The 23878-nt window shown below is 71.3% G+C and carries 16 protein-coding genes; 5 read left to right on the top strand and 11 right to left on the bottom strand.

All coding sequences use genetic code 11. The annotated features are described in order from the left end of the window. Positions 1–121 precede the first annotated feature (121 nt). Entirely contained in the window at positions 122–616 is a 495-nt protein-coding gene (folK, locus tag ATL45_RS10910) for a 2-amino-4-hydroxy-6-hydroxymethyldihydropteridine diphosphokinase (protein ID WP_093156456.1), read from the top strand. Positions 617–1493: 877 nt separating this feature from the next. Here the strand turns inward: folK and ATL45_RS10905 are convergent. Both ATL45_RS10905 and ATL45_RS10900 read right to left on the bottom strand, forming a co-directional pair. Then, a complete protein-coding gene (locus ATL45_RS10905; protein ID WP_246025272.1) occupies positions 1494–4616 on the bottom strand; it encodes a tetratricopeptide repeat protein in 3123 nt (1040 codons plus the stop codon). 224 nt (positions 4617–4840) lie between these two features. Further along, on the bottom strand, positions 4841–5698 hold the full coding sequence (locus ATL45_RS10900) for an SseB family protein (RefSeq protein ID WP_093156458.1): 858 nt from the start codon (positions 5696–5698) through the stop codon (positions 4841–4843). Positions 5699–5798: 100 nt separating this feature from the next. Here ATL45_RS10900 and ATL45_RS10895 point away from each other — a divergent pair, with 100 nt between their 5' ends. Then, positions 5799–7475, top strand: coding sequence for a right-handed parallel beta-helix repeat-containing protein (locus tag ATL45_RS10895; protein WP_093156459.1), 1677 nt, complete (start codon positions 5799–5801; stop codon positions 7473–7475). Between the two features lie 7 nt (positions 7476–7482). Here ATL45_RS10895 and ATL45_RS10890 read toward each other — a convergent pair whose 3' ends face one another. From ATL45_RS10890 to ATL45_RS10880, 3 genes are read right to left on the bottom strand one after another with little or no spacing between them, the layout of a single operon-like run. Then, the gene (locus tag ATL45_RS10890; RefSeq protein ID WP_093156461.1) at positions 7483–16395 is read right to left on the bottom strand and encodes a WXG100-like domain-containing protein; all 8913 of its coding nucleotides are present in this window, start codon (positions 16393–16395) and stop codon (positions 7483–7485) included. A 12-nt stretch (positions 16396–16407) separates the two neighbouring features. Then, positions 16408–16737, bottom strand: coding sequence for a hypothetical protein (locus ATL45_RS10885; protein WP_093156463.1), 330 nt, complete (start codon positions 16735–16737; stop codon positions 16408–16410). Continuing rightward, positions 16734–17162 (bottom strand): YbaB/EbfC family nucleoid-associated protein, encoded by a 429-nt coding sequence (locus ATL45_RS10880; protein ID WP_246025271.1) that lies wholly within the window; start codon positions 17160–17162, stop codon positions 16734–16736. Before ATL45_RS10880 ends, ATL45_RS10885 begins: the two co-directional genes overlap by 4 nt. A gap of 72 nt (positions 17163–17234) precedes the next feature. Between ATL45_RS10880 and ATL45_RS10875 the strand changes: the two genes are divergently transcribed. Then, complete coding sequence (locus ATL45_RS10875; protein WP_246025270.1) at positions 17235–18506, top strand: S8 family peptidase; 1272 nt, start codon at positions 17235–17237, stop codon at positions 18504–18506. A gap of 30 nt (positions 18507–18536) precedes the next feature. Here ATL45_RS10875 and ATL45_RS10870 read toward each other — a convergent pair whose 3' ends face one another. From ATL45_RS10870 to ATL45_RS10850, 5 genes are all read right to left on the bottom strand, one after another. Next, entirely contained in the window at positions 18537–18824 is a 288-nt protein-coding gene (locus ATL45_RS10870; protein ID WP_093156466.1) for a WXG100 family type VII secretion target, read from the bottom strand. A gap of 91 nt (positions 18825–18915) precedes the next feature. Continuing rightward, on the bottom strand, positions 18916–19254 hold the full coding sequence (locus ATL45_RS10865) for a WXG100 family type VII secretion target (protein WP_093156468.1): 339 nt from the start codon (positions 19252–19254) through the stop codon (positions 18916–18918). Between the two features lie 143 nt (positions 19255–19397). Then, entirely contained in the window at positions 19398–20828 is a 1431-nt protein-coding gene (gene eccB, locus ATL45_RS10860; protein ID WP_093156470.1) for a type VII secretion protein EccB, read from the bottom strand. A 103-nt stretch (positions 20829–20931) separates the two neighbouring features. Further along, complete coding sequence (locus tag ATL45_RS10855; RefSeq protein WP_093156603.1) at positions 20932–21177, bottom strand: DUF397 domain-containing protein; 246 nt, start codon at positions 21175–21177, stop codon at positions 20932–20934. An 8-nt stretch (positions 21178–21185) separates the two neighbouring features. Continuing rightward, on the bottom strand, positions 21186–22028 hold the full coding sequence (locus ATL45_RS10850) for a helix-turn-helix domain-containing protein (RefSeq protein ID WP_093156472.1): 843 nt from the start codon (positions 22026–22028) through the stop codon (positions 21186–21188). Between the two features lie 110 nt (positions 22029–22138). Between ATL45_RS10850 and ATL45_RS10845 the strand changes: the two genes are divergently transcribed. Both ATL45_RS10845 and ATL45_RS10840 read left to right on the top strand, forming a co-directional pair. Continuing rightward, positions 22139–22354, top strand: a complete 216-nt coding sequence (locus tag ATL45_RS10845) for an HC3 family zinc finger protein (protein ID WP_093156473.1) — start codon at positions 22139–22141, stop codon at positions 22352–22354. Between the two features lie 112 nt (positions 22355–22466). After that, positions 22467–22787 (top strand): hypothetical protein, encoded by a 321-nt coding sequence (locus ATL45_RS10840; RefSeq protein ID WP_093156475.1) that lies wholly within the window; start codon positions 22467–22469, stop codon positions 22785–22787. A gap of 247 nt (positions 22788–23034) precedes the next feature. On the opposite strand, the gene ATL45_RS10835 is transcribed toward ATL45_RS10840, so the two are convergent. Next, positions 23035–23877, bottom strand: a complete 843-nt coding sequence (locus tag ATL45_RS10835; RefSeq protein WP_093156476.1) for a hypothetical protein — start codon at positions 23875–23877, stop codon at positions 23035–23037. Position 23878 lies beyond the last annotated feature (1 nt).

Below are 23878 nucleotides of genomic sequence, written 5' to 3'. Positions count from 1 at the left end.
GACCTCCGATTTCAATTGAAATTGGACCTCAGATTTCAATTGAAATCGCCGTAGGTGTCGGTGTGTCGGGGACCGACGTGCCGATGACGTTCCCGGCGAGGACCGCACGAGGAGGACGCTGATGAGCAGGGCAGTGCTTTCGCTGGGTTCGAACCTCGGGGACCGGCTCAGCTACTTGCGGATCGCCGTCGAGGGGTTCGCCGACGTGCTGGTGGCGGCCTCGCCGGTGTACGAGACCGCGCCGTGGGGCGTCACCGACCAGCCGGACTTCCTCAACGCGGTGCTCGTCGTGGAGTCCCCGGAGCTGGACGAGTGGGGCTGGCTGCGGCGCGGCCAGCAGCTGGAGCAGCAGGCGGAGCGCGTTCGCGAGCAGCGCTGGGGGCCGCGCACGCTGGACGTCGACGTGGTCAGCGTGGACGACGTCCGCAGCGAGGACCCGGAACTCCTGCTCCCGCACCCGGGAACGCCGAGCCGCGCGACGGTGCTGATCCCCTGGCTGGCGATCGACCCGGACGCCGTGCTGCCCGGTCACGGCCGGGTTTCCGAGCTCCTCGACGCCCTGCCGCCCGGCGAGATCGCCGACGTGCACCTCCGCTCGGACCTGTCGCTGACCTGAATCACCGCCTGTTGGTGGCTGTCTGCGTGGGTGGTCGCTTGGCAGAACCGGAGTGCTTCCCCGGACCGCGGGTGCCCCTGTCCGATGCACGGCGGAGGGGCCGTCCTCGCCAAGAGCCCGCGGGTGGTCGACCTGCGTGCGTATTCGAAGCGGCGGGCGCCGTTTGCGCAGGCGTGGACGGCTTCGCCGACGGTGTTCTCAGGATGCTTCTGCGCGGCGGAGGGGCCGTCCTTGCCAGGAAGCTGCTCAGAGCCCGCGGGTGGTGACCTGCGTGCGTATTCGAAGCGGCGGGCGCCGTTTGCGCAGGCGTGGACGGCTTCGCCGACGGTGTTCTCAGGATGCTTCTGCGCGGCGGAGGGGCCGTCCTTGCCAGGAAGCTGCTCAGAGCCCGCGGGTGGTCGACCTGCGTGCGTATTCGAAGCGGCGGGCGCCGTTTGCTCAGGCGCGGACGGCTTCGCCGACGGTGTTCTCAGGATGCTTCTGCACGGCGGAGGGGCCGTCCTCGCCAGGAAGCCGCTCAGAACCCGCGGGTGGTCGACCTGCGTGCGTATTCGAAGCGGCGGGCGCCGTTTGCGCAGGCGTGGACGGCTTCGTCGACGGTGTTCTCAGGATGCTTCTGCGCGGCGGAGGGGCCGTCCTTGCCAGGAAGCTGCTCAGAATCCGCGGGTGGTCGACCTGCGTGCGTGCTCGAAGCGGCGGGCGCCGTTTGCGCAGGCGTGGACGGCTTCGTCGACGGTGTTCTCAGGATGCTTCTGCGCGGCGGAGGGGCCGTCCTTGCTAGGAAGCCGCTCAGAACCCGCGGGTGGTCGACCTGCGTGCGTGCTCGAAGCGGCGGGCGCCGTTTGCACAGGCGCGGATGGCTTCGCCGACGGTGTTCTCAGGATGCCTCGGCCAGTTCCGCCAGCTCCTTCAGGGCCAGGGTCCGCTGGTGGCGTTCGCCGCGGCTGGTGGCCAGGCTCAGGGCCTTGTGCAGCAGCACGTTCGCCGTGGTGAGGTCGCCGACCTCGCGGTGCGCCGCGCCCAGGTCGATGAGCACCTCGCTCTCCGCCGCCGGGCCGCCCACCTTCGCCACCACGCGGCGCGCGGTCTGCAGGTTCGCGGTGGCTTCCGGGTAGCGGCCCAGCTCCCGGTAGACCTTGCCGATGCGGTGGCGGACGTAGGCGATCTTCGGCGTCAGGCCGTGACCCATCGCCAGCTTCAGCGCCTGGTCCAGGAAGTCCAGCGCCGCTTCGTGGTCGCCCAGGCGGCGGTGCGCGTCGCCGATGTCGGCCAGCGCGATGGACTGGCCGTCGATGTTGCCCGCCTGCCGGGACAGTTCGAGGCCGGTGCGCAGGCTGGTCAGGGCTTCGGGCAGGAATCCCTTCGCCGCCAAGGTGTTTCCCAGGTTGCTGTGCAGCACGCCTTGGCGGAACGGGTCGTGGCCGGTGCACAGCGCGGTGCCGTCCCGGAAGTGCTGCAGCGCTTCGTCGAACTCGCCCAGCCGGAAGCACGCGATGCCCAGCGATTCCAGCGTGCTCGTCTCCCTCTCGCGGTCTCCGGCGCTGCGGTGGAACTCCAGCGCTCGGTACAGGTGTTCGCGGGCTTCCGCACCGCGTCCCAGATCGAGGTAGGTGGCGGCCAGGTCGGCCCTGGTCAGCGCCTCGCCGGTGGCGTCGTGGGCGGCGATCGCGGCGGCCAGTGCTGCCTCGTGCGTGCGCACCCAGTCGTGGTCGTGCCCGTAGCCGTAGAGGTGCAGGTACTCGCGGAGCGATCGGGTGAGCTGCCAGGCGTGCGTCGGCCAGCCGTGCGCGGCGGCGAGCCGCACCGCCGCGATCAGGCAGGCGCGCTCGGCGTCGAGCCACTGGCGGGCCGAGACCGGTGTTTCCAGCGCGGGGCGGTGCTCGGGTTCGCTGCCGACCAGCGGCAACGCGGGCTGGTGCGGTTGCAGGAGGCGGGTGGCGGCGGCCGTGCTGTGCAGGTAGAAGTCCAGCACGCGGGTGATCGCGGCGGAGCGCTGCGCCGCGGGGTCCTCTTCGCGGACGAGCCCGCGGCCGTACTCGGCGAGCAGGTCGTGCAGCCGGTAGCGGTCCTTGGTGACCACGGTGGCCAGGTGCTCGTCGACCAGTCGGTCGAGCAGGAAGCGGGCCTCACCGGCCGTCGTGCCGGCCAGCGCGGCCACCGAGTCGGCGGTGAACTCGTCGCCCGGGTGCAGGCCCAGGAGTCGGAAGATCCGCCGCTCGTCCGCGTCCAGCGCCTGGTAGGAGAGGTCGAAAACGCTGCGGAGGCGGCGGTTTCCGGCGACCAGCTCGTGCAGCCGGTCGTCGCACTCGGCCAGTCGGCCCGCCAGGTCCCGGACCGTCCACTTCGGACGCGCTTGCAGCCGGCGGGCGGCCAGCGCCACCGCGAGCGGTAATCGGCCGCACAGCTCCACCAGGCTCCGCGCCGCCGCCGGGTCCACCTCGACCCGGTCGCGACCGACCGCCTTGGTCAGCATGTCGCCGGCCTCGGCCGGGGTGAACACGTCCAGCGGCAGGGTGTGCGCGCCGTCCAGCGCCAGCGTGCCGCGGCTGGTGATCAGCACCATGTTCTCCGCGCCGGAGGGCAGCAGCGGCGTGACCTGGTCCTCGTCGGCGGCGTTGTCCAGCAGGACCAGCGCTTTCTTGTCGAAGAGGCGGTCGCGGAACAGCATCATCCGCTCGTCGGCGCGGGACGGGATGTGGTCGTCGGGCACGCCGAGCAGGCGCAGGAACGAGGCCAGCACCGAGGCCGGGTCGGCGGGCGGCTGGTCGGAGTGGCCGCGCAGGTCCACGTAGAGCTGGCAGTCGCTGAACCGGCCGTCGGCCAGCAGCCGGTGCGCGGCGTGCACCGCGAGCCGCGTCTTGCCGACGCCGCCCATGCCCTCGATCAGCACCACCTTCACCGCCGAGCCGCCGACGTTCGGCAGGTTCGCGCGCAGCGCGGCGAGCTCGGTCTCCCGGCCGGTGAACTCGCCGATGTCCGGCGGCAGCTGCCGGTGCGCGCTGACCGGCGTGAACTCCGGGCGCAGCACCTCCTGCCGCAGCACCCGCTGGTGCGCGGCGGTCAGCTCGGGTCCGGGATCGGCGCCCAGCTCGTCGGCGAGCCTGCGGCGCAGGGCGTCGAAGGTGGTGAGCGCGGCCGCCTGCTGCCCGCTGCCCGCCAGGGCGATCATCAGCGCGGCGTGCACCGCCTCGTGCAGCGGATCGGCGTCGGCGACGCGTTGCAGGTGCGGCAGGACCTCCTGGTGGCGGCCCAGTTCCGCCGCGACGGCGGCGTATTCCACCAGCACAGCGCGGTAGTCGCGGGTCAGGGCGGTGATCAGCGGGTGTTCTTGCAGGCTGGCCAGGCCTTCCAGCGGCTCCCCGCGCCACAGCGCCACGGCGTCGGCGAACAGGGCGCACGCCTCGGTGGCCTTGGACGCCTGGCGTGCTCCGGTGACCAGGCGGCGGAACACCAGCAGGTCGTGCTGGCCCTCGGAGAGCGTGAGCTGGTACCCGCCGCGATCGGCGATCAGCACCGGTTCCTCCGCCGGGTCGGGCTGCAACCGGCGCCGCAGCCGGGACACCCGGGACTGCAGCAGGTCCGCCGAACCCGCCGTGGAGCGCTCGCCCCACACCGCCTCCACCAGCGCGTCCCGCGCCACCGGCTCGTTGGGCGAGAGCGCGAGCAGCCCGAGCAGCACGCGCTGGGTCTCCGAGCCGGGATCCACCGCTTCGCCGCCCGTCGAGACCCGCAGCGGCCCGAGGACCTCGACCCTCAGGCCGCTGCTGTTCTCCCCGCCGGCTTCGCGGATCAGCGATTCGAGCTCGATCCGCGACAGCGCGAGGACCTCACCCAACTGCCGCAAGGTCGACACCCGCGGTCGGACCACCCGGCCCTGCTCCACATCGCGCAGTCCTGCGGCGCTCAACCCGGCCTGCTCAGCGGCCTGGAGCTGCGTCAATCCGGCCCGTTTCCGGAATCCCCGGACCAACCGCCCCAGCGTGCTCCCGGTCGTGCCCACCAGACCACCCCATTCGAAGATCGTTCGAGCCAGAGCTTTTTCCGGAATCACCTTGCGTGGCGGCGCGGGTAGCGGAACCTCAGACGCCGCCTGGACTGCGGGAGCCCGTTCTTATGTGTCCAATACACGGCGAACAGGCTGTCCTCGCCCGGATGACGCGAATTCCCGATCCCCACGTCGGTTTCGACGGTCCGGTGCCGCTTTCGGTTCCTGTCCGGCCGGGTTCAGCCGGTTTCGGTGACCTCGGCGAGCGCGTCGGCCGCGCCCGCGAGGATCTCGTCGAGGACCTCGGCGCCGCTGATCAGCTCGGTGCTGCTGCCGGGGTTCAGGCACAGGGCCGGTCGTTCGGCGGGCCAGTTCGCGGCGAGGACGAGGAACGGCAGCCGGGTGAAGTGCTCGATGCCCGGCGCGGTGCGGCGCAGCAGCTCCTCCGAGGTGAAGGCGGGCAGCGCGGGGCCGGTGAGCAGCCACGGGAACTCGCCGTCCTCGCTGATCGGGGCGGTGAGCGGCAGCAGCACGTCGGCGTCGATCAGCGCGGCCAGGTAGGCCTCGAAGTCCTGCCGGGCGATGGCCTCGGCCAGGGCCGCTTCCAGCTCGTTCGCCGGTCCGGCGCCGCCCGGGTCGCCGCCGAGGTCGGCCAGGCAGCGGTGCCGGATCTGCGCCTGCAGCACGGCTTCGGCGTCCTCGGCGGGCAGCAGGAACTCCTCGCCCGCGGCCATCCGGGTCAGCGAGTCCGGTGCCATGATCACGCCGATCGGTAGGTCGAAGTTCAGCGCCAGCACGTAGTCGGGGTGCGGCCAGTGCTGCATGAGCGCCGCCGCGCTGATCTCCCGGTGCCCCATGGAGAACGGTTCGAGCACCCGGGCGAGTCCTTCGCGCGCGGTGAAGGCGAGGACGTGCATTCGCCCCAGCGGCAGGTATTCGTTCAGCTCGCGCCGCTGCTCGGTGCCCTGCGCGGGCAGGATCGGGAGGTAGAGCGGCGCGGAGAGCACCACTTCCGCGAACCGCTTGCTCTCGCCCGCTTCCAGGGCCGCGACCAGTTCCTTCTCCACCGCGTTGGCGGGATTCCACTGCGCTTCCAACCGAAACCGCCTTCCTGGTCATCGGATCTACTTCCCGGGGCGGGCCCTGGGGTAGCTTGTCCTCGTACGGCAACAGTTCCCGCGAGATTTGCTCGGAGCCATGGCACGCACGCTCACCGTTTCCCCAGACCAGCGCGGTGCGCTGCCGACCATCCGGGACGCGCTGGAGGCAGCCGCCGACGGCGCGGTCATCTCCGTCGCACCCGGCGAGTACGAGGAGCAGCTGGAGATCCGGGGCGTGCGCGTGACGATCGCCGCCCGCGAACCCGGCACGGTCACCATCACCTCGCCGTTGCGCGATCAGCCCACCGTGTCGGTGGTGGACGGCACCGTGGAGCTCAGCGGGCTCGCGGTGGTCGGCGACGAGCAGCCCGCGATCCGGATCTCCGGTGGCAGCGCGAAGATCGCCGACTGCGCCGCCACCGCTTCCCGCGCCGCGGCGATCAGCATCGGTGGTGGCGCGGACGTCGCGGTGCGGGGCGGCCGGATCAACGACTCGCAGTGCGGGCTCATCATCGAGAACGCCGACGGCGTGGTGGAGAGCTGCGAGATCCGGGACATCGTGGACGATGCCGTGATCGTGCGGCTCGGTGCGCGGGCCGTGCTGCGGCACTGCACCGTGCAGGGTGCCGGTTTCCGCGGTGTCTACATGTACCAGGCGGGTGGTTCCGGGCTGGAGCGCTGCGACATCTCGCAGACCGGCGATGCCGGGATCGCGGTGGCCGACCAGACGTCCCCGAACATCGTCGAGTGCTGGGTGCACGACACGCAGGGCGTGGGCATCTCGGTCGGGCGCGGGTGCGGCGGCGTGGTCGAGAACTGCCGGGTGGAGAACACCGCCGCTCCCGGTGTGCTGATCGACGAAGGCGCGCGCACCGAGGTGCGCGACGACGCCCAGGGAGCCGGGAAGCCGCCGGTGGGTGCGTCGGCGTCCAGCGGCAGCAGGCAGGACCAGGAGCAGGTGGACCAGCTGCTCGGCGAGCTCGACGGCATGATCGGCCTCACCGGGGTGAAGGCCGAGGTGCGGGCGCTGATCGACGAGATCCAGGTCAACGAGTGGCGGCGCGGTGAAGGCCTGTCGGTCAACGCGGTCAGCAACCACCTGGTGTTCACCGGCGCACCCGGCACCGGCAAGACCACCGTGGCCCGGGTCTACGGGGATCTGCTGAAGGCGCTGGGAATCCTGCCGCACGGGCGGTTCAAGGAGGTGTCCCGGCGCGATCTGGTCGGCCAGTACATCGGGCACACCGCGGAGAAGGCGGCGAGCGCGTTCGACGAGGCGCGCGGCGGCGTGCTGTTCATCGACGAGGCCTACACCCTGTCCCGCTCCAGCGGCGGTGGCGCGGACTTCGGGCAGGAGGCGATCGACACGCTGGTCAAGCTGATGGAGGACCACCGCGACGAGGTCGCCGTGATCGTCGCCGGCTACACCGCGGAGATGCGCGAGTTCCTCGACGCCAACCCGGGTCTGGCCTCCCGGTTCGCCAAGACGCTGGAGTTCGAGAACTACACGCCGGAGCAGCTGGTCTCGATCAGCGGCCACCTCGCGCGCGGCGACGACTACCTGCTCGGCGAGGAGCTGGACCTGGCGCTGCTGGAGTGGTTCACGCTGGTTCCCCGCGACGAGAACTTCGGCAACGCCCGCGAGGCGCGCAAGCTGCTGGAGCGCATGCGCAAGTCCCAGTCGACGCGCCTGCGCGGCCTCGGCCGCCGCCCGACGCGCGACGAGCTCCGCACCCTCACCCTCGACGACCTGCTGGACGCCGTCCACGAGTAGTCGCTGCTCAGGCATCGTCTGCCTTCCGCAGTGCCATGCCCACCAGCACGTCGAGCTCGCGGCGTCCGTTGGGCACGCGGCTGAGCGGAACCGCCGTGGTGGCATCGAGCGATGGCGCGGCCAGCAGCTGCCCGCCCACCACGCGCAGGACTGCCCGCCTGCCGTCCGGCAGCCGGACGGTCCACGCCGAGCCGTCGTCCGGGTGGCGCGCGATGCCCAGCTCGGCCAGCCGTTGCTCGGCCTCGTCCGGTTCTTCCTCCGGTTCCTCGGGCTGCGGCGGGACCGAGGGGCGCGGCGGCGCGGTCGGCCAGCGCGGGGCGGGAGGCGGCCCCGGTGGTGGCGGTGGCTCGCTGATCGAGTGCACCCCGCCGTCGCCGGTGATGCGGAACCCGGTGGTGGTGCCGTCGGTGCCGACCACCGAGAGCTCGATCTCGACGGCGGCGGTCTCGGCGAAGGACAGTTCGGCGGCCAGGCCGCGCGCGAGTTCCACCGGGTCCAGCGGCGTCAGGTCGAGCTCTGCCGGGAGCGTCCACGGGCGGCCGGTGAGTTCGGCGGCGGTCTCCAGGATCGTCGCCAGCTGCCCGGCGCGGGCGGGCGTGCCGGGATCGAACCGCGCCATCCAGGTCCGCTCCGCGCCGGTCGCCTCGTGCTGGACGAGCATCGCGCGCAGGTCCTGACGCGCGTTGCGCCAGTTCTGCACCGCGTTCTCGAAGTGGCTCCGCGCCTCGGGATCTTGCTGCACCGCTGCTCTCGCGGGCGGAACCGCGGCTGCTGCGCGCTCCAGTCCGGCGACCACGTCGCGCAGCGGCTGGACGTCGACCGTCGGCGCGGCCTGGGAGATTTCGTCGAGGAACCCGTGCATCCGCTCGACCGTCCGCTGGTCGTGCGCCAGCTGCGCCGCCGTGGCGTCGTCGGTCAGGCGGAGCTTCGCGCCGGGTGAGGTCAGCTCGGCGTGCTCTTCGCGCACGTGCGCGGCGAGGGAGCGGTGCGGGTTCTGCGGATCGTGGTCCGGGCGTTGTTCCGCTGCCCGCATCGCGGCGTTCAGGTCGACAGCCTGTTCCTCGGCCGCCTGGTTGCGCCGCGTCAGCGCGCGGAGCACGCCCTTGAGCTTTCCTTCCGGCAGCTGTGCGTCCTGGGTGAGTTGCCACGCCTTCTCGTTCCTGAGCGCGTTCTGCAGCGCGTCGAGCTGTTCGGCGGGGACTTCCACGTACAGGTCGACCGGATCGGCGTCGATGCCTGCGTGCCGCTGGACGACGGGCAGGGCGGGATCGGTCCGCTCGTTCAGGGTCGCGGTGACGGTGAAGCGGGCCCGCAGCCGCACGAGCGCGTGCGGGTTGACGTCCTCGGCTTCCGACTGCGCCCACGCGCCGCTCTGCTCCGCCGCCGAGCCGCTGGTCGTGGTGCCCCGCTTCACGCCCGGGGTGAGCGGGACTTCGCCGTCGATCACGTCGCCGGGCAGGTCGCCCACCACACCGGCCGAGTCGGTCCTGCTCCGCCCGCGGCTCTGCGAGGTGGTGCGCTGCGCCCGGTCCAGCCCGTAGGTCCCGTGCTCGCCTCGTTCGTAGCGCCGCACGACCTGCATCTCGAAGTTCTGCAGCCGCACGTCTACGGCGACGTTGTGCAGCGGTGACGCCGGGTACGTGCCGACCAGCGTCGGCAGGCCGGAGGAGAGGCCGTGCCACAGCGCTTTGCCGCGCTGGGCGGTGAAGTCCCGCTGGATCGCGTGGGTCAGGTTGTTCGCCGCGGGCAGCTGCTGCGGTCGCTGCCAGGCGGCGCGCAGCACCTTGCGCACGGCGGCTTCGGCGGACGGGAGCAGGTCGTGCATGCTCCACTCGACGATGCGGCTGGTCACCTTGTCAGGCAGCCTGGCCAGCCTGCCGTGGTCGGCCGCTTCGCGCGGGCCGTGGGCCTCGGGACGCGCGCGGTGCATCGCGTACTTGAAGGCCAGCGTTCCGGTCGACTCCGAGCTGGCGACCTGCGGTTGGCCGGGCAGCAGCGCGCGCACGACGCCGATCGGGCCGAGCGGCGCGGTTTCGAGCTTCACGGTGAACCGGCCCCGGGCCGGGCGCTCGAACCGCACTAGACCGCTGGAGTCGACCACACCGGGTTCGCTGACCTCGGCGTGCGAGGAGGTCGCGCTGCTGGTCCGGCTCAGGCCGCGGTTGGTGGTCCCGGTGCCACCGACATCGCCTTCGGCGACACCGTGGTCGGCGGTGAGGTTCTGGGATCTGCCCCCGGTGTTGGTGGTGCTGCTGGTGGCGCTGTCCCCGGCGCGGTGCCGGTGGCCCATCGACGAGGTCGCCCCCGGTTCGGTGCCGGTGGCGGTGGCCCGGCCGTCCGGGGCCACCTCGTAGGTCACGGTGAGCCGCATCCAGCGGCCGTTGCGGCGGATCAGGTCGCTGAACAGGTCGGTGCCGCCGTCGACCAGCGCTTTGCCCTGCGTGTGGTTGAGCGCTTCGCCGGGTGCGAGCGCGCTGCGCAGCCGCTCTTCGAGCCCGGCGGTGTCGGTGACGTCGAGCTGCGCCAGGAGGTCCATCGCCTGCCGCAGCGGGGGCACGTCGGTCTGCCAGCCGCTCACCACGCCGGGACCGAGGCCGCTGCCCGGCTGGTAGCCCGGTGGCCGGAAGCGGTAGTTCAGCACCAGTTCTTCGTCGGTGCGGCTGAGCGATCGCTTCAGCTCGGCGAGGGCGTCCTCGTTGGTGCGGCCCAGCATCCGCGTCATCGCGGACGGATACTCGCGCAGCGCGCGGTCCACGAGCCGCCGGTTGATCTCCCCGGTTTCGGCGGCTCGGTGCAGCACGGCGCGTGCGGCGATCCTGCGGTCCAGCGGCAGCGCGTCGTCCGCCCACGCCGTCAGCATCTCGTCGATCGTCGCGGCCGGGACGGCGTCGACGACGAGCTCGTTGCCGTTGGCGTAGAACTCGACGACCTGCTGTGCGCTGAGCACGAACTGGAACCTGCCGGGCACCACCGCGGTCCCGGTGGTCGGCGCCTGCTTGCCCGCGGCCTCCCCGGCCTGGACCGCGATGTCCAGATCGGCTTCGAAGGTGAGCCCGTCGTGGTAGGGCGTGATGACGTTCTCGTCGCTGCCACCGGCGCGCTTCTGGTTCGCGGTCGTCGCGGTGGTGCGGTCCTGGGAGGTGCCGACACCGAGGTCGGTCTCCGCCACCGAGCTCGAGTCGTCGGACGAGCCGGTGCCGCTGCGCGAACGATCCGCGCTGAAGCTGTGCCCGGCCTGGGACAGCGCCATCGGCCCGGCCGCGACCTTCGTCAGCCGGTTCAGCACCCGCAGGCCGGTGGGCCGCGCGGTGATCTCCGCGCGGCCGCGCACGTCGCCGTCCGGTGCGTGCGGGCGGACCAGCTCACCGTGCGACAGCCACTCGCCGATGTGCGCGAGGGCGCTCGCGTTGGTGGTGTCCACGTAGGCCCCGGTGACCGGCATCGCGCTGCGCACGGCGGCGTCCAGGCCACGCGCGTCCAGGTGCAGCAGGGAGTGCATGCTGGTGACCAGCTCGGCGAACTGGGCCGGGTCCACCACCGGAACCGTCGGCCCGGCCACCGCAACGGCGGTCGGCACCGAGATCTCCACGACCTGGTCGGCGATCTCCGCGCGCACCGGGGCTCCTGCGGCGTCGAGCACCGGGGCACCGGTCGCGTCCACCACGCTCACCGCCAGCGCCACCGGGAGCCGCCACACGGAGTTGCCGCCGCGGTATTCCAGCCGGGTGCCGACGTTCTCCGACTGGCTGAACGCGCTCGACGCGCTGCGGCTGGGGCTCGCGTTCGCGCCGAGGCCGCTGCCCAGCAGGCCGGTCACGCCGTGCCCGCGGCTGCGGGTGAGCTCGACGCTGCTGCTGTGCGAGGTGCTGGTCAGCAGCGAGCTGACCCGCTGCGTCCGGTCGATGCGGCCGATCTCCTCGGCGCGCTCGGGCGCCCAGCGCGCCTCGACCTTCACCCAGCGCGGATCGCCGTTGCGCGGCTCGACCCGGATCAGGAAGCCGTCCTGCATCGCCTCGCCGATCCAGGCCTGCGCGTCCTCCTCGGTGAGCTGGGCCAGCACGGCCTCCACTCCGGTGAACTTGCCCGCGGTGAGCGCGGATTGCAGGAAGTCGCGCACCGCGGGCAGGCCGGTCATCCGGACCACGCGGTCGAGCAGCGTCGGACCGCTGTCCTGGAGCTGGCTGCGGTCGGGACGGCCCGGAACGTCGGGCGCGGTGAACCCGCTGCGGGCCACCAGCGGCACCTCGCGCGGTGCGGTGACCGCGTTGCCACGCCCGTCGACGACGAGCTCCTGCACCGTCGTGGTCGCGATCTCACCGTCCTCTGCGTACTGGAGCTCGCGGCGGCCGACCGGCAGCCCGTTGCTCGCCGCGTCCTGCACGGACAGCTGCGCGAATCCGCGGCCGGTGACCGACTCCGCTCGCCGCCCGACCTCGATCTCGGTGGTCACCTGCACGCGGTAGGTGTGCTTGGGCCGGAAGTCGTGGTCGTCGAGCAGCATGAAGTGCCCGGTGCCGGTGTCCGAGCCGACCGACACGCCACGTCCGCGCAGGTACTCGTAGGCGGCGAGGATCTTCGGACCGACCGACGAGCCGCTCTGCGACGTCCGCGACAGCGAGGTCGACCCGGTCGCGCTGTGGTACGCCGCCACGACCCGGCCGTGGCCCAGCTCCGCCGCGGCCGCGTGCGCCGGTTCGGCGGTGTCCCACTGCACCCGCGTCCGCAGCGTCACCTGGTGCGCCCTTCCGCCGGGCTTGGCGACGACGTCGAACCGGAGGCCGTCGGGGCGCAGGGCGGCTTCCGCGCGGCGCTGCACCTGGTCGACCACCTGCGCGCGGACGAAGTCGCTGTCGCGAATCCGGGCGGGCAGCTGGGCCAGCACGGCGTCGACCACCTGCGCGGCGTCGTCGAGGTCGAGCAGGCGGCTGGAGCGGACGAGTTCGTCCTCGTCGCGGCGTGCGCCCTCGAAGACGACGGTGTCACCGGCCGGTCGCTGGTGGGCGGCGTTCACCCAGATCGACACCGCGCGATCGGCGGTGACCTCGGTGGCGGCCCCGGCCTCGGCCCGGATCCAGAGCTTGACGCCGGTCAGGTCGTAGCGGAGGAACTCGCCGCGGAGCTGGTCGGTGGGCGAGACGTGGGCCTGCTGCGCCATCGCGGTGCCCCGCGAGTTGGTGCTGCTCCAGGTGGTCTGCGGGGTCGCGCTGAAGGTCCCGCCGGTGGCCAGGTCTCCCAGCGGGGCCTTCCCCTTCACCGACGTGGTGGTGCTCCGGGATCCGGAGCTGCTCTGCTCCGGCAGGCCCACCAGCGCGGTCTGCCGTCTGCCCAGCACCGCGTCGGTCGCCACGTGCTCGGCGCCGCCGAAGGTCAGGCCGACGGAGAACAGGGCACCGCGGAGCTCCAGCTGCTGACCGTTGGCGTTGAACAGGCCGGGGAAGACGGCCAGCAGCCGCTGGTTCAGCTCGTCCTGGGTGAGCTCGCGAACGCCCTGGTCGGCGAGCCATCGAGCGACTTCTTCCATGCCTGGCAGCGCCTCGTCGACCACTGCGGAGTGCGCGAGCGCGACGTCCGACGGCGTGTCGTCGCGGGCGTTGTGATCGCGGACCGGCACGTCCTGGTGCAGCGCGCGCAGGCCCGCCTCGACCATCGACCGCATCTGCTCCGGCGTTGCCGCGGTGGACACGCGGACTTCGCCGGGGCCGGTCTGGCGGAGCGTGCTGGTGTCGTCGTTGCGCCAGCCTGGTGCGCGCGCCTGGACCTCGCCGGGGGCGAGAGTGGGATCGACGGTCAGGTCGACCGCCACGTCCGTGCCTGCCTGGGCGTAGTGCACCAGCAGCGTCTGGCCGGGAGTGCCCGCGATGGCGATCGGGTCGGAATCGGCGATGGTGATGGTGGTTTCGGTCTGCCGCCGGGCGATCTCCTCGTGCAGCAGCTGCTCCGACTGCTGAGCGGTGCCCGGTGCGCCGGGTGCGGTCCGCACGGTGCGGGGCGGTGGCTGGACGAACGCGCGCACGTCCGTTTCCCCCGCGGGGAGCGGAGTGCGGCCGTGCGCCGCGGTGAACTCGCCGGAGGCGATCACCGGAGTGGTGGTGAGCAGGTGGTTCAGGGCCCGGGCGGTCTGGTGCCTGCCGAGCTCGCCCGCTGTTGCCGGGTACTGCGTCGTGGTGGTGGAGATCCGGATCTCGGCGGGCGCGGTCTGGACGTGACCGGCCGGGGTCAGCTCGAACTCGCCGGGCAGCACGCGGAACTCGCCCGCGGGCAGGTCGTCGTGCAGGCCCAGCCTGACCTGGACGACTTCGCCGGTGGTGGCCTGGGCGGTGAAGATCCCGGCGTCCACGTCGAGCGAGCCGAGGCCCTGCTGGATCAGGTCGAAGAGGTGGTCGCTCACCCCGGCGCGGGCGAGATCCGGCATCCGGATGGGATCTTCCGGCGGCGACGGCGGCTCCAACCGGAGGGGTTCGGACTGCGCGACCGAACCGAGTTCCCGCAGCCCGTCGGACCGGCCGGACTCGTCCGGGGCCGTGCGTCCGGCCTCGGAGCTGGTCGTCCCGGAGGCGTCCGGAGTGCCGTCGCCGTTGGCCTCTGCGGGCTCGGTGCTCGACGGATCGGCGTTGCCAGCGGTGGGTTCTGGTGCGCCGGGCTGGTTCGCGCCCTCTGCCTGACCTGCGGAGTTGTTGGCGGCTTCGGGAGAGCGCGCTTCGGATTCGGCGCGGCCCGCTTCCTGGTTCTCCGCGGTGCTCTCGCGGCCGGGCTGCCCGGATTCAGCCGCGGCCCGCTCCTGACCGCCCGTCTCCTCGGCTCCGCGATCACCGGACCGCTGGCCTTCTTGATGACCGGACCGTTCGGCCTCTTGGTTGCCAACCTGCTCGGCTTCTTCCGCACCGGTTCGGCCGCGCTCGGTCTGGTCGCCCGTCCGGCCTTGCTCGGTTTCCTGTTCTCCGGCCCGGGTTTCCTGCTCGCTGACCCGGCGCTGCTCGGTTTCCTGCTGAGCAGCCCGGCCCTGCTCGGTTTCCTGCTCGCTGGTCCGGGCCTGCTCGCCCTGCTCCTGCGCGCCCGCTTTCGGTTTCCCCGACTCCGGGTTCTGCTCGTTGCCGCCGTCGTCGCCGGGCGCTGCCGTGCCGGAGCGGCCGTTGCCCGAACCGCCGCCGGAGCCACCCGAACCCGCAGCACCGCCGCCCGTGCGCGCACCGCCACCGTGCCCGGTGTTGGAACCGCCGGAACCCGACGCCCCGCCTTGCCCGGGCCCGCCGGACGCAGCACCGCTCTGCGCAGCGGCGCCCGCCGCCGTGCCACCTGTAGCGGTACCGCCCGCCGCGCTCTCTGCCGGACCGGCTTCGGGCGTCGCCCCGGCGACCGGCTCCTGCCCGAGCTGCGCGATCGCCGGAGCCGCCCCGCTGCCGGTGAAGTCGCCCAGGTCAGGCGCCTGCCCGGTGGCGATCACGTCTCGCACCGCCAGGCCCTGCCCGGCCTCGTGCCAGCTGCGCTCGCCGATGAACCGCTCCCACGAGCCGCCGACCGCGCCGCCCAGCGCCGCGTCCGCGATCTGCTGCCGGATGCCGTCGTTCTTCCAGAGCTGGTCGATGTTGGTGACCGCGTCCCGCAGCTTCCCGGGATCGGTCACCGTGTCCCAGACCTCCTCGGCGTGGATCACCGCCGCGGCGCCCGCGTACCCGGCCACACCGCCGGCCGCGCCGAGCACCACGAAGGCCGGCAGCCTGCTCGCCAGTCCGAGCGGTGCACCGCCGAGGCTGGCACCGACGAAGGCCGCCGCCGTGGAGCGCAGGTCGAACTCGTACCGCCCGTCGGTCTCGGCCATGGTCTTGAGCTGGGCGTACACATCAGCGCCGACGCCGAACTTCAGCGCGCTCTGCAAGCCGTAGCCGATCACCCGCTGCCGCAGGAGGTTTCCCGTCGTGAACGCGTGGGCGCCGCGCCGCTCGGCGGTGCGCCGCACGGCGGCGGTGATCAAGTCCGCGTGCTCCCGCGTCACCGCCGATGCGAACGGCACCGAGCGCCCGGCCAGCTTCGCCGCCAGCTGCTGCCGGATCGCCTGCCGCACCGCGGGGTTGCTCAGGACCTCCCTGACCGCCTGCCTGCGCAGCGCTGGCGTGGCACCGCGGGCCGCCGCCCGCGCCACCACCTCGCGGAGCACTTCCCGGCTCTGCTGGCGGGCCACCGTGTTCGTGAGGAGACCGCCGACCCGCTGCGGGGCAGCCCGCGCCGCCGCACCGGCGAACGTCCGGGCGCCGAGCTGCGTGGCCACGGTGCCGCTGCGCAGCCCCAGCCGCCGCAGGGTCTGCTGGATGAAGATGCCGCTGACGCGCTGCAAGGCCTGCACCACCGCGACCCGCGTGCCGTTGCGAGCCGCGACGATCGCGGGCGGCACGGTGAGCAGCGATCCGCCCATGGTGAACACCACTGCCACCGCCGCGCGGATCAGCTCGTAGCAGAGGATCAGCAGGCTGATCTGGAAGACGTTCTTGGCCATCACCACGGTGGTGTTGAAGTCGTACGCCCCCTTCGCGTACGAACTGGCCGTGGTGGCGTAGTCGTTGACGGCCTGCGCGAGATCGGTGAAGGCCATGCCCAGCGACGGCGCGGCCACACCGCCGTTCCAGCTGCCGGTGACGGCCTCCAGCGCCAGCTGCGCGTCGCGGAGGAACTCCACCGCCCGCTCGGCCTCCTCCGCCCACGCCTCGCCGAGCTCCGCCGACTTCTTCTCGTCGGCCTTCGGGTAATCGCCGATGAGCAGCCGGAAAACGCTGCTCAGACGCGGGATCGGGAGCACCGGGAAGCCCCACGAGCTCCGGAACGCGTTGACCTCGTCGATGTAGCCGTCGGCCCACTCGCCGAAGGCCACCACCTGCCGCGCGAACTCGTCGGGCAGCCCCATGGCGGTGTCGACGACTCCGTCACCCACGGCGCACCCCCATCAGGCCTGGACGTTGCGGTGCTGGTCGGCGAAGAAGTCGTCGACCGAGCCGTAGGCGCCCAGCGCCTGCATGCCGTTCTCGCCGAGGATCTCCAGCTGCTCGGCCAGGTGCTTCCGGTTGTCGAACACCGCATCGGCGTTCGGGAACTGCTTCTTGCCCGCCCGGCCGATCCGGTCGTCGCCGAAGGTGTCGGCTTCCTCCATCAGGTTCTTGATCCGGTCCTGCACCGCGCCGGACCCGTTCTGGTAGGCCGTGCCCAGCGCGCTGAGCCGGCGCAGCAGTGCCGCGACCGCTTCCGGGCCGCCGTTGACGTTCAGCGCGTCGCTCACGACCGCTCCTCCCGCTCTTCGTAGCGCTGCGCGTCGCTGCGCATCAGATCCGCGAAGTGGTCCTCCAGGCCGAGGTCCTCGCGCGGCTGCCGGGCGCGCAGCTCGGTGAGCTCGGGTGGCAGCTGCTCCTGCAGGATCTCGTCCACCCGGCGGGCCACCTGGTCCGCCGCGTCCCGGCTGGCCTGCAGGATCATCGAGGTGAGCGCGGCCGCGTTGGGCTGGCGGAAGACCCGCGGATCGATCACGAGGTCGACGAGCTGACCCCGCGGCCCGACCACGGCCTTCACCATGCGATCCGGTGACCACGCGACGCCGAGCTGGTTCATCATCCTCCGTTGCGTCTCCGGGACCCGGTCGGCCGTCCGCTGCAGCTGCTCCAGCAGGCCCTGGTAGACCGGATTCACCGACATGGCTTCGTTTTCCACTGGTGCACCTCGGTATTTCCTCGCGTCGGAACCGTGGACAAGCCGTGCGGTGCACCGGCTAACATCCCCGGCGTGTACGCCAAGCGCAGCCTTCGCACGCTGCTGGCCGCTGCCGTCGGCAGCCTCGGCATCCTGCTGATCGACCCGTCCGCCGCCCACGCCCAGCAGTGCGTCGGCGCCGGGCAGCAGAGCAGTCCGGTGCCGTGGGCCCAGCGGGTGCTGACCCCGGAACGGCTCTGGCCGCTCACGGCGGGCTCCAAGCAGCGGGTCGCCGTGGTCGGCAGCGGCGTGTCGAGCCCGCTGCTGGAGGTCAAGGCGGGCGTCGACCTCAGCCCGCCGTCGCGGAGCCAGCCCAGCGGCAAGCCGGACTGCATCGGGCTGGGCACCGCCGTTGCGGGCGTGATCGGCGCGGCGGAGACCGGCGAGCACGGATTCCACGGCGTGGCACCGAAAACGCAGCTGCTGTCGGCGAAGGTGGTGGGCGATTCCTACCCGTCGAGCGGGCAGCCGGGCCAGGCGGTCGCGCCCGAGACGCTCGCCGCGGGCATCAACTGGTCCCTCGACCAGGGCGCCACCGTCATCACCGTGGCCGCGGTGTCCTACCAGGACAGCCCGGCCCTGCGGCAGGCGGTGGACCGCGCGCTGGCGGCCGACGCCGTGGTGATCGCGGCGGCCGGGACCGCCGGGCAGAACGACCCGCCGGGAATCGCGCCGTACCCGGCGTCCTACGACGACGTCCTCTCGATCGGGATGATCGGGGAGGACGGCATGACCGCGGCCGCCACGCACGCACCGCGCATCGACCTGGTCGCCCCGGGGGCCGAGGTCACCTCCGCCTACCCGGACGGCGGTGTCGGCCCGGCCACCGGCACCGAACTGGCCGCCGGGTACGTGGCCGGAACCGTCGCGCTGCTCCGCGACTACCTGCCCCAGCTGTCCAATGAGGACGTGAAGCGCCGCCTGCTGGCCACCGCGTCCCCGGCGCCGGAGGGCGTCGGCAGCCGCAACTACGGCCACGGCATCCTCAACCCGTACCAGGCCGCGGTGGGCAACCTGGCCGGCGGCCACCCGTCGGCGCTGCCCCCGGCCGATCCGGGTGTGCCGTCCGACGAGGAGCTGGCCCGCGAAGCGGCTTGGCAGCAGAGCACCAGCATCGCCTACGGCCTGGCGGGTGCCGGAGCCGCTGCCGCGGTGGCCATGACCGCGGTGGTCGTGTTCGGACCGCGCGGCCGACGCCGCCGCTGGCGCGCCGGGATCGCCGAAGCCCCGGTCGAGCGCCCGGAGGACGACCTCCCGGAGCCACCGGCCGAGCTCTTCGACGACCGGCCGAGAACCGGTGCCTGACAACAAGTCCCGTCCCCCAGTCCGGTCGGTTCAGTTGAAGAGGTTGGAAGCCCTGAGGTCGGTGGCGAGCATGTCCTCGCTGGCCTGCGTGGTCAGCTGACCGGTCCGCAGCTGCGCCTCGCCGAGCGCGTTGGCCTGCACGTCCCACCGCGCCTGCGCCTTGTCGAACGCGTCCGCGGCGGCACCGTTCCAGTCCTCGGCGAGGATGGCCTTAGCCTTGGTCATCAGGTCCTCGAAGATGGTCTTCATCTGCCCGGCGGCGGTGACGGTGTTCCCACCGGTGTCGCTGATCGCGCCGAACCCGTACTTGATGGTCATTGATGTTCCCTTCGCGTAAGGGGTTTCGTCGAACGGGGGCCGTGAGTGGTTCGGGGTGCTATGAAGCCCCGAAGCGCTCACGGGTTCCGGATCAGAGCCGGCCGAAGTTGCCCATGCCGGTGTCGCCGGTGCCGTCCACGGCGTTCAGGAGCTGCTGGTAGTCGTCGTCCTGCTGGCCGACCATCTGGGTGGTTCCGGAGATGCCCTGCGCCAGGTCGGCGAGGATCTCGGCGAGGTTCCGCCAGATGTTCTCGAACTCCTCCTGCTTGTTGACGGCGGCCATCGAGGCGCCGCCCATCCACGCGGCGCCCGCGATGGAGGTGTAGTCGCCGGCGATCTGCCTGATCAGGCTGCTCGCGTTCTCGTAGGTGTTGCCGATCGCGATCTGCAGCTGGTTCGTCTGCTCCGGTGTTAGCTTGAGGTCGGGCAACTCCGGTCACCTCTCAGGGTGGGGCTGTGGGGTCGCCACCAGGCTATGGCGCGGCGCTGCCAGATCCCGGATAGCCGGAAATCCGCTCCGCGCAGGTGATTTCGCAGGTCACACAGCTGATAGCCGTGCTGCGTGCGGGAGAACTACGGGAGCGACGACGCGTCCCGCAGCGCGGCCGCCGGGTCCAGCGTGGGCCCGGCCGGGATCCGCTTCACCAGCTCGGCGGGCATCGACACCGCATCCGCCGGGCTGTACCCGAGCACCGCCAGCACCTCCTCGGACGGCACCGGGAAGCGCAGGCCGAGGTCGGTGACCACCTGGTACGCGCCCGCGGGATCCGTCGCCGAGGACTTGGCGCGGACGATCACCACGCTGCCCGGCGGCACCAGCACCTGATCGGCCAGCTTGGTGCCGTCCGAGGTCTCCGCGCTGGTCCGGATGCCCGCGTCGAGCACGTCGGGGTTGCCGCCCACCGTGATCTCGGGCGCGGCCGCCGCATCCGAGGTCCGCGCGCACAGCGTGTCCCGGCGCGAGACCGGCGCGGGAGCGAGTTCCGGCACGTCAGCGGGCTTCGCCGACTCGCCGCTGGGGGCGGCCAGCGCGTCGCTGACCGGGGCGGAGTTCGCCACCGACGGTGCGATCGCCACCGGCTCCACCGGGTACTGACCGCGCACGATGCGGACCTGGAGCTCGGTCAGCGGCGCGATCCCCTCCGGACGCACCAGGTAGTACTGCTCCCGCTGGCCGATCGGGTGGTGCACCAGGTCGCCCACCTTGTGCCCGGGGAGCACTGTGGACGGTGCACCGAAGTCGTCCACCGTGATCGGCGCGATGTCCTGCCCGGCGGGCAACCCGTTGAGCCACGCGGTGCCCGCTTCGAGCACCACCGCCTGCGGGCCGAAGACGGCCCGGATGACCTGCTCCGGCTTGACGCTGTCGTCCGGCGACCCGACGATGCGGTACCGGTGGTTGCGCCAGATCAGGTAGTTCATGTGGTCCTTGGTGTCGCGGGCCAGCACCGCCCGCTGCCCCAGCGGGGTCCCGCCCGCCAGCGACCCACCGGCGAACAGCGTGCTGGTGGTGATGTGCCCGCCGGCCGGGTTGTTGCCCGGCACCGAGCACATCGTCCAGCCGTCCTTGTTCGCGAACTTCGCCTCGGGCAGCGAATCCGGCGCGCCCGGAATGCCGATCGAGCCCCGGCGCGGCACGCCTGCCAGCGTCTTCCCGGAAACCCGGTGCACCTTGGCGTCGGCCTTGCCCGCGACGAGCTTGGCGGAGGCGAAGTTGAGCGTGGGCTGCAGCGCGCCCTGCCGGTACACGTAGCTCGCGCCGGTCTCGCGTTCGACGATCACCGAGCCCTCGGCCTGCCACGCGTTGCCGCCGATGCCGGTGAACACGCCGTAGACGCCGAAACCCGCGGCCACCAGCACCATGACCATCACCCCGGCGAACGCGGCCCCGACACCGCGGCGCAGCGGAGTCAGCTCGGGATCGGTCTCGCGCACCATCAGCGCGGAGACGACCCGCTGCATCATGAACTGGTACGCGTGCAGCTGGTCACGACGATTCGCCACGGTTCAGCCCCGTTTTCCGGAGTTCGAAAGCACATACCTCAGGAACAGCCCCCGCAGTCTAGGCGCTCCATGAGGTTCTGCGACCCACTCGGAGAACTTCTGCTCACCAGCGGCGTTCCCGCAACCCCGAGACGAACGCCGTCCACTGGTGCGAGGAGAAGGCGAGCACGGCCCCACCCGCGTCCTTGGAGTCCCGAACCCCGATCACCTCAGCCTCCAACGCCACCTCGACGCAGTTCTGCGCCCCGTTGCTCCAGCTCGACTTCCGCCACGCCACCTCGACGCAGTTCGAGGTCGATCCCGATCTGCTCGACTTCCGCCAGGTCGTCTCGTCCGAGTTCAGCGACATGATCACTCCTAGCTAAGTGCTGCGATCTCCTGGTTGATCAGCGACAACGTGTCTCGGTCGCTGAGCGCGGCTACCCGCAATCGGTCGAAAACCAGGCTATATGCGCGGGTGTGCTGCGGTCGAGACAAGTAGTCGGCGCTGGTCAAGCTCTCGATGTAGGCGACGTCCGAGTTGGCGTGCTCCAAATGGAGGAGGGTGAAAGCGATCCCGAGGCCCGCGTGGGCTCCGTTCGACAGCGGAATCACCTGGATCGTGACGTTGTCCAGTTCGCCAAGGGACCGCAGCCTCTCCAGCTGACCTCGATGAACCTCTCGGTCACCGACCCGCCGCCGAATGGCTTCTTCGCCGAGAACGACCCACAACCAGGGTGGGTTCGGGCCGAAGAATCGCGCTGAACGTTTGTCGCGTGACTCCGCCATCGCGCTGACTTCGACCGAAGGCACCATGACCGATGCCGACAGCAGTTCACGCGCGTAGTCGGTGGTCTGGAGGACTCCCGGAATGATGTCGCCGTAGAACAGTTTGATCTCGGCGGCGTGTGCCTCAAGGTGCACGTACTTCTTCGCCCAGTCCGGGACACGCGACGGCGGGATCTTGCGGCGCGCCTCCTGCGCCATGGTGAGAACCCGGTCGACCGCTTTCTCCTTGACGCCGTAGAGCGCGACCAGCGCTTGCACGTCCTTGTCGGACAACTTGCTCTCACCGGTCTCGATCTTGCTGATCTTGTTGCGGTACCAGCCAAGGGCTGCCGCGGCCTCGTCCGCGGACAAGCCGGTGTTCTCGCGAAGCTCCCGCAGCTCGGCCCCGAGCACGAGCCGCTGCACCAGTGGGCCTGGGTCGTTGCTGGTCATGCGCACAGTCTGCCCTCCCCCTATCCGGCGAACATCATGGCTTCTGCTGGGATTTCAACTGGGAATCCTAGTACGGTTCCCGATATCGAGTCCTCGGTCAGGAGGTTCTGATGTCGGGCTACTTGAAGTACGTGTGGCGTCCGGTCACGGGAGGCCGCCACGCCTTCCCCATCACAGCAACGAAAACCCCACCCGGCGAGCAGGTCGAGGCCTACTGCGGAGCGAAAGCCCCGGCCGCCGAGCTCCACGACCGCTCCGAAGTGGACTGGGTCCGCGAGAAGTCCTGCATGAAGTGCTGGCACCACCTCGCCGACAACGGCCCGTGACGTCGCGGGCCCTGGTGGCGATTTCGCGCGAAATCGCCACCCCACACGCCTACCGAACCCCGATTTCGCGCGAAATCGCGCCACAACCACCCACGGAAGGACACCGCTCGTCATGTTCTGGATCCAGCTCAGCACGTTCCTGCTGTTCAACGTCCTCCTGATCGCCCTGATCGCCACCCAGGTCCCGTTCGGGGGCCTGAGATTCGCCACCGGCCAACACGCCGGAACGGGAGACGGTGAGTACACGGTGTGGCACCTCATCGCCGACGTCGAAGCCGAACGCCACCGCACCACCAGCGCTCACGCGCTCCGCCGCGAGCAACCACCCATAACGCTCGAACCACCAGCACAACCCGAAACCGAACCGGAACCCCGGTTCCCCGACGTCGACCCCGACGACCAACCCACCGGCCGCCACCACCTCCGCCACTAGACCCCCGAGCCCCCGGTTCACACCACCAGGCGAGAGGTGAAGGGCACCCTTCACCAAGTTAGTTGGCGAAAGGTGCCCTTCACCTCGAAAAACCCCCCGAACCGGGCCGGTGCGGCACGACATCCCCCGGCCACCGCCGCACCGGCCCACCCCCGGCGGCCGGGCGCGAACCCCTCCCCGCGCCCGGCCGCCGCCCCCGGAGGTCGACGAAGGGCCCCGAGTGAGGTGACCCGCGCGGGGGTCGGGTTCACACCGGGGAGTACCAGAACACGGGAACAGGTGGGACGTCTCCGAAGACAGTGTCGGGCTCGGCTTCGATGAGCACGGTGAGCACCTGGTCTGCCGTCTCCGGTGACAGGTCGGCGAGCGCGATGTGGAAGTTGTCCTCGCTGATCCGTTCTCCCGCCAGAATGGTGGGGAACTGCCGGATCAGGTCTTTGGCGTCGGTTCGCCTCTTGGTCCACCAGTGCTCGAAGTTGCGCAGCAGGATGCCGCCGCCCGAGATGGAGGCGTCGCTGATCGACTGAATCATCAGAGGAACGAAGTTCGATTCCAGTGTGGTCGGCTCGTGGAGCTTTTTCCGCCGCAGGTACTGGACGGCATTGGTGCGTGCGAGGTTGATCTCCACGCCGACACCGACAGCGGTGGCGAAGTGCTTCACGAACGGATCGTGCAGCTGGGGTGGTAGGTCGACGTGCAGGCCGACCGGTCTCCGCAACACGTCGTCCAAGTCGGGGTTTTCGTACAGGTCGACCGACACCCCGGACGCAATCGATTCCCACGAGGTATCCAGTTCCGGCGGGTCTTCGATGATGTTCAACGACGCCATCACGTTGTCCCGGTCGTTGATCGCGTGCGAGGTGGGATCCGCCATGTCGTGGTCGTACAGGATTGCCCGGAGTTCGGTGCTTTCAGTCCGCGTGACCGGAATCTGATCGTGCCGGAGGGAGTAGACCAGGCCGTCGAGGGCCAACGTGTGTTCACCAGCGCGGGCGTACGAACTGGGCGACCAGCCCATCTTCTTGAGCGATCGTTCGGTGATCGCATCGATCAGGGCGTCGAGCCGGTTCATGTACTCGATGGCATCCATC

It is taken from the genome of Saccharopolyspora antimicrobica (assembly GCF_003635025.1).
Classification (GTDB): Bacteria; Actinomycetota; Actinomycetes; order Mycobacteriales; family Pseudonocardiaceae; genus Saccharopolyspora; species Saccharopolyspora antimicrobica.
This window is presented reverse-complemented; position numbering and strand designations above follow the sequence as displayed.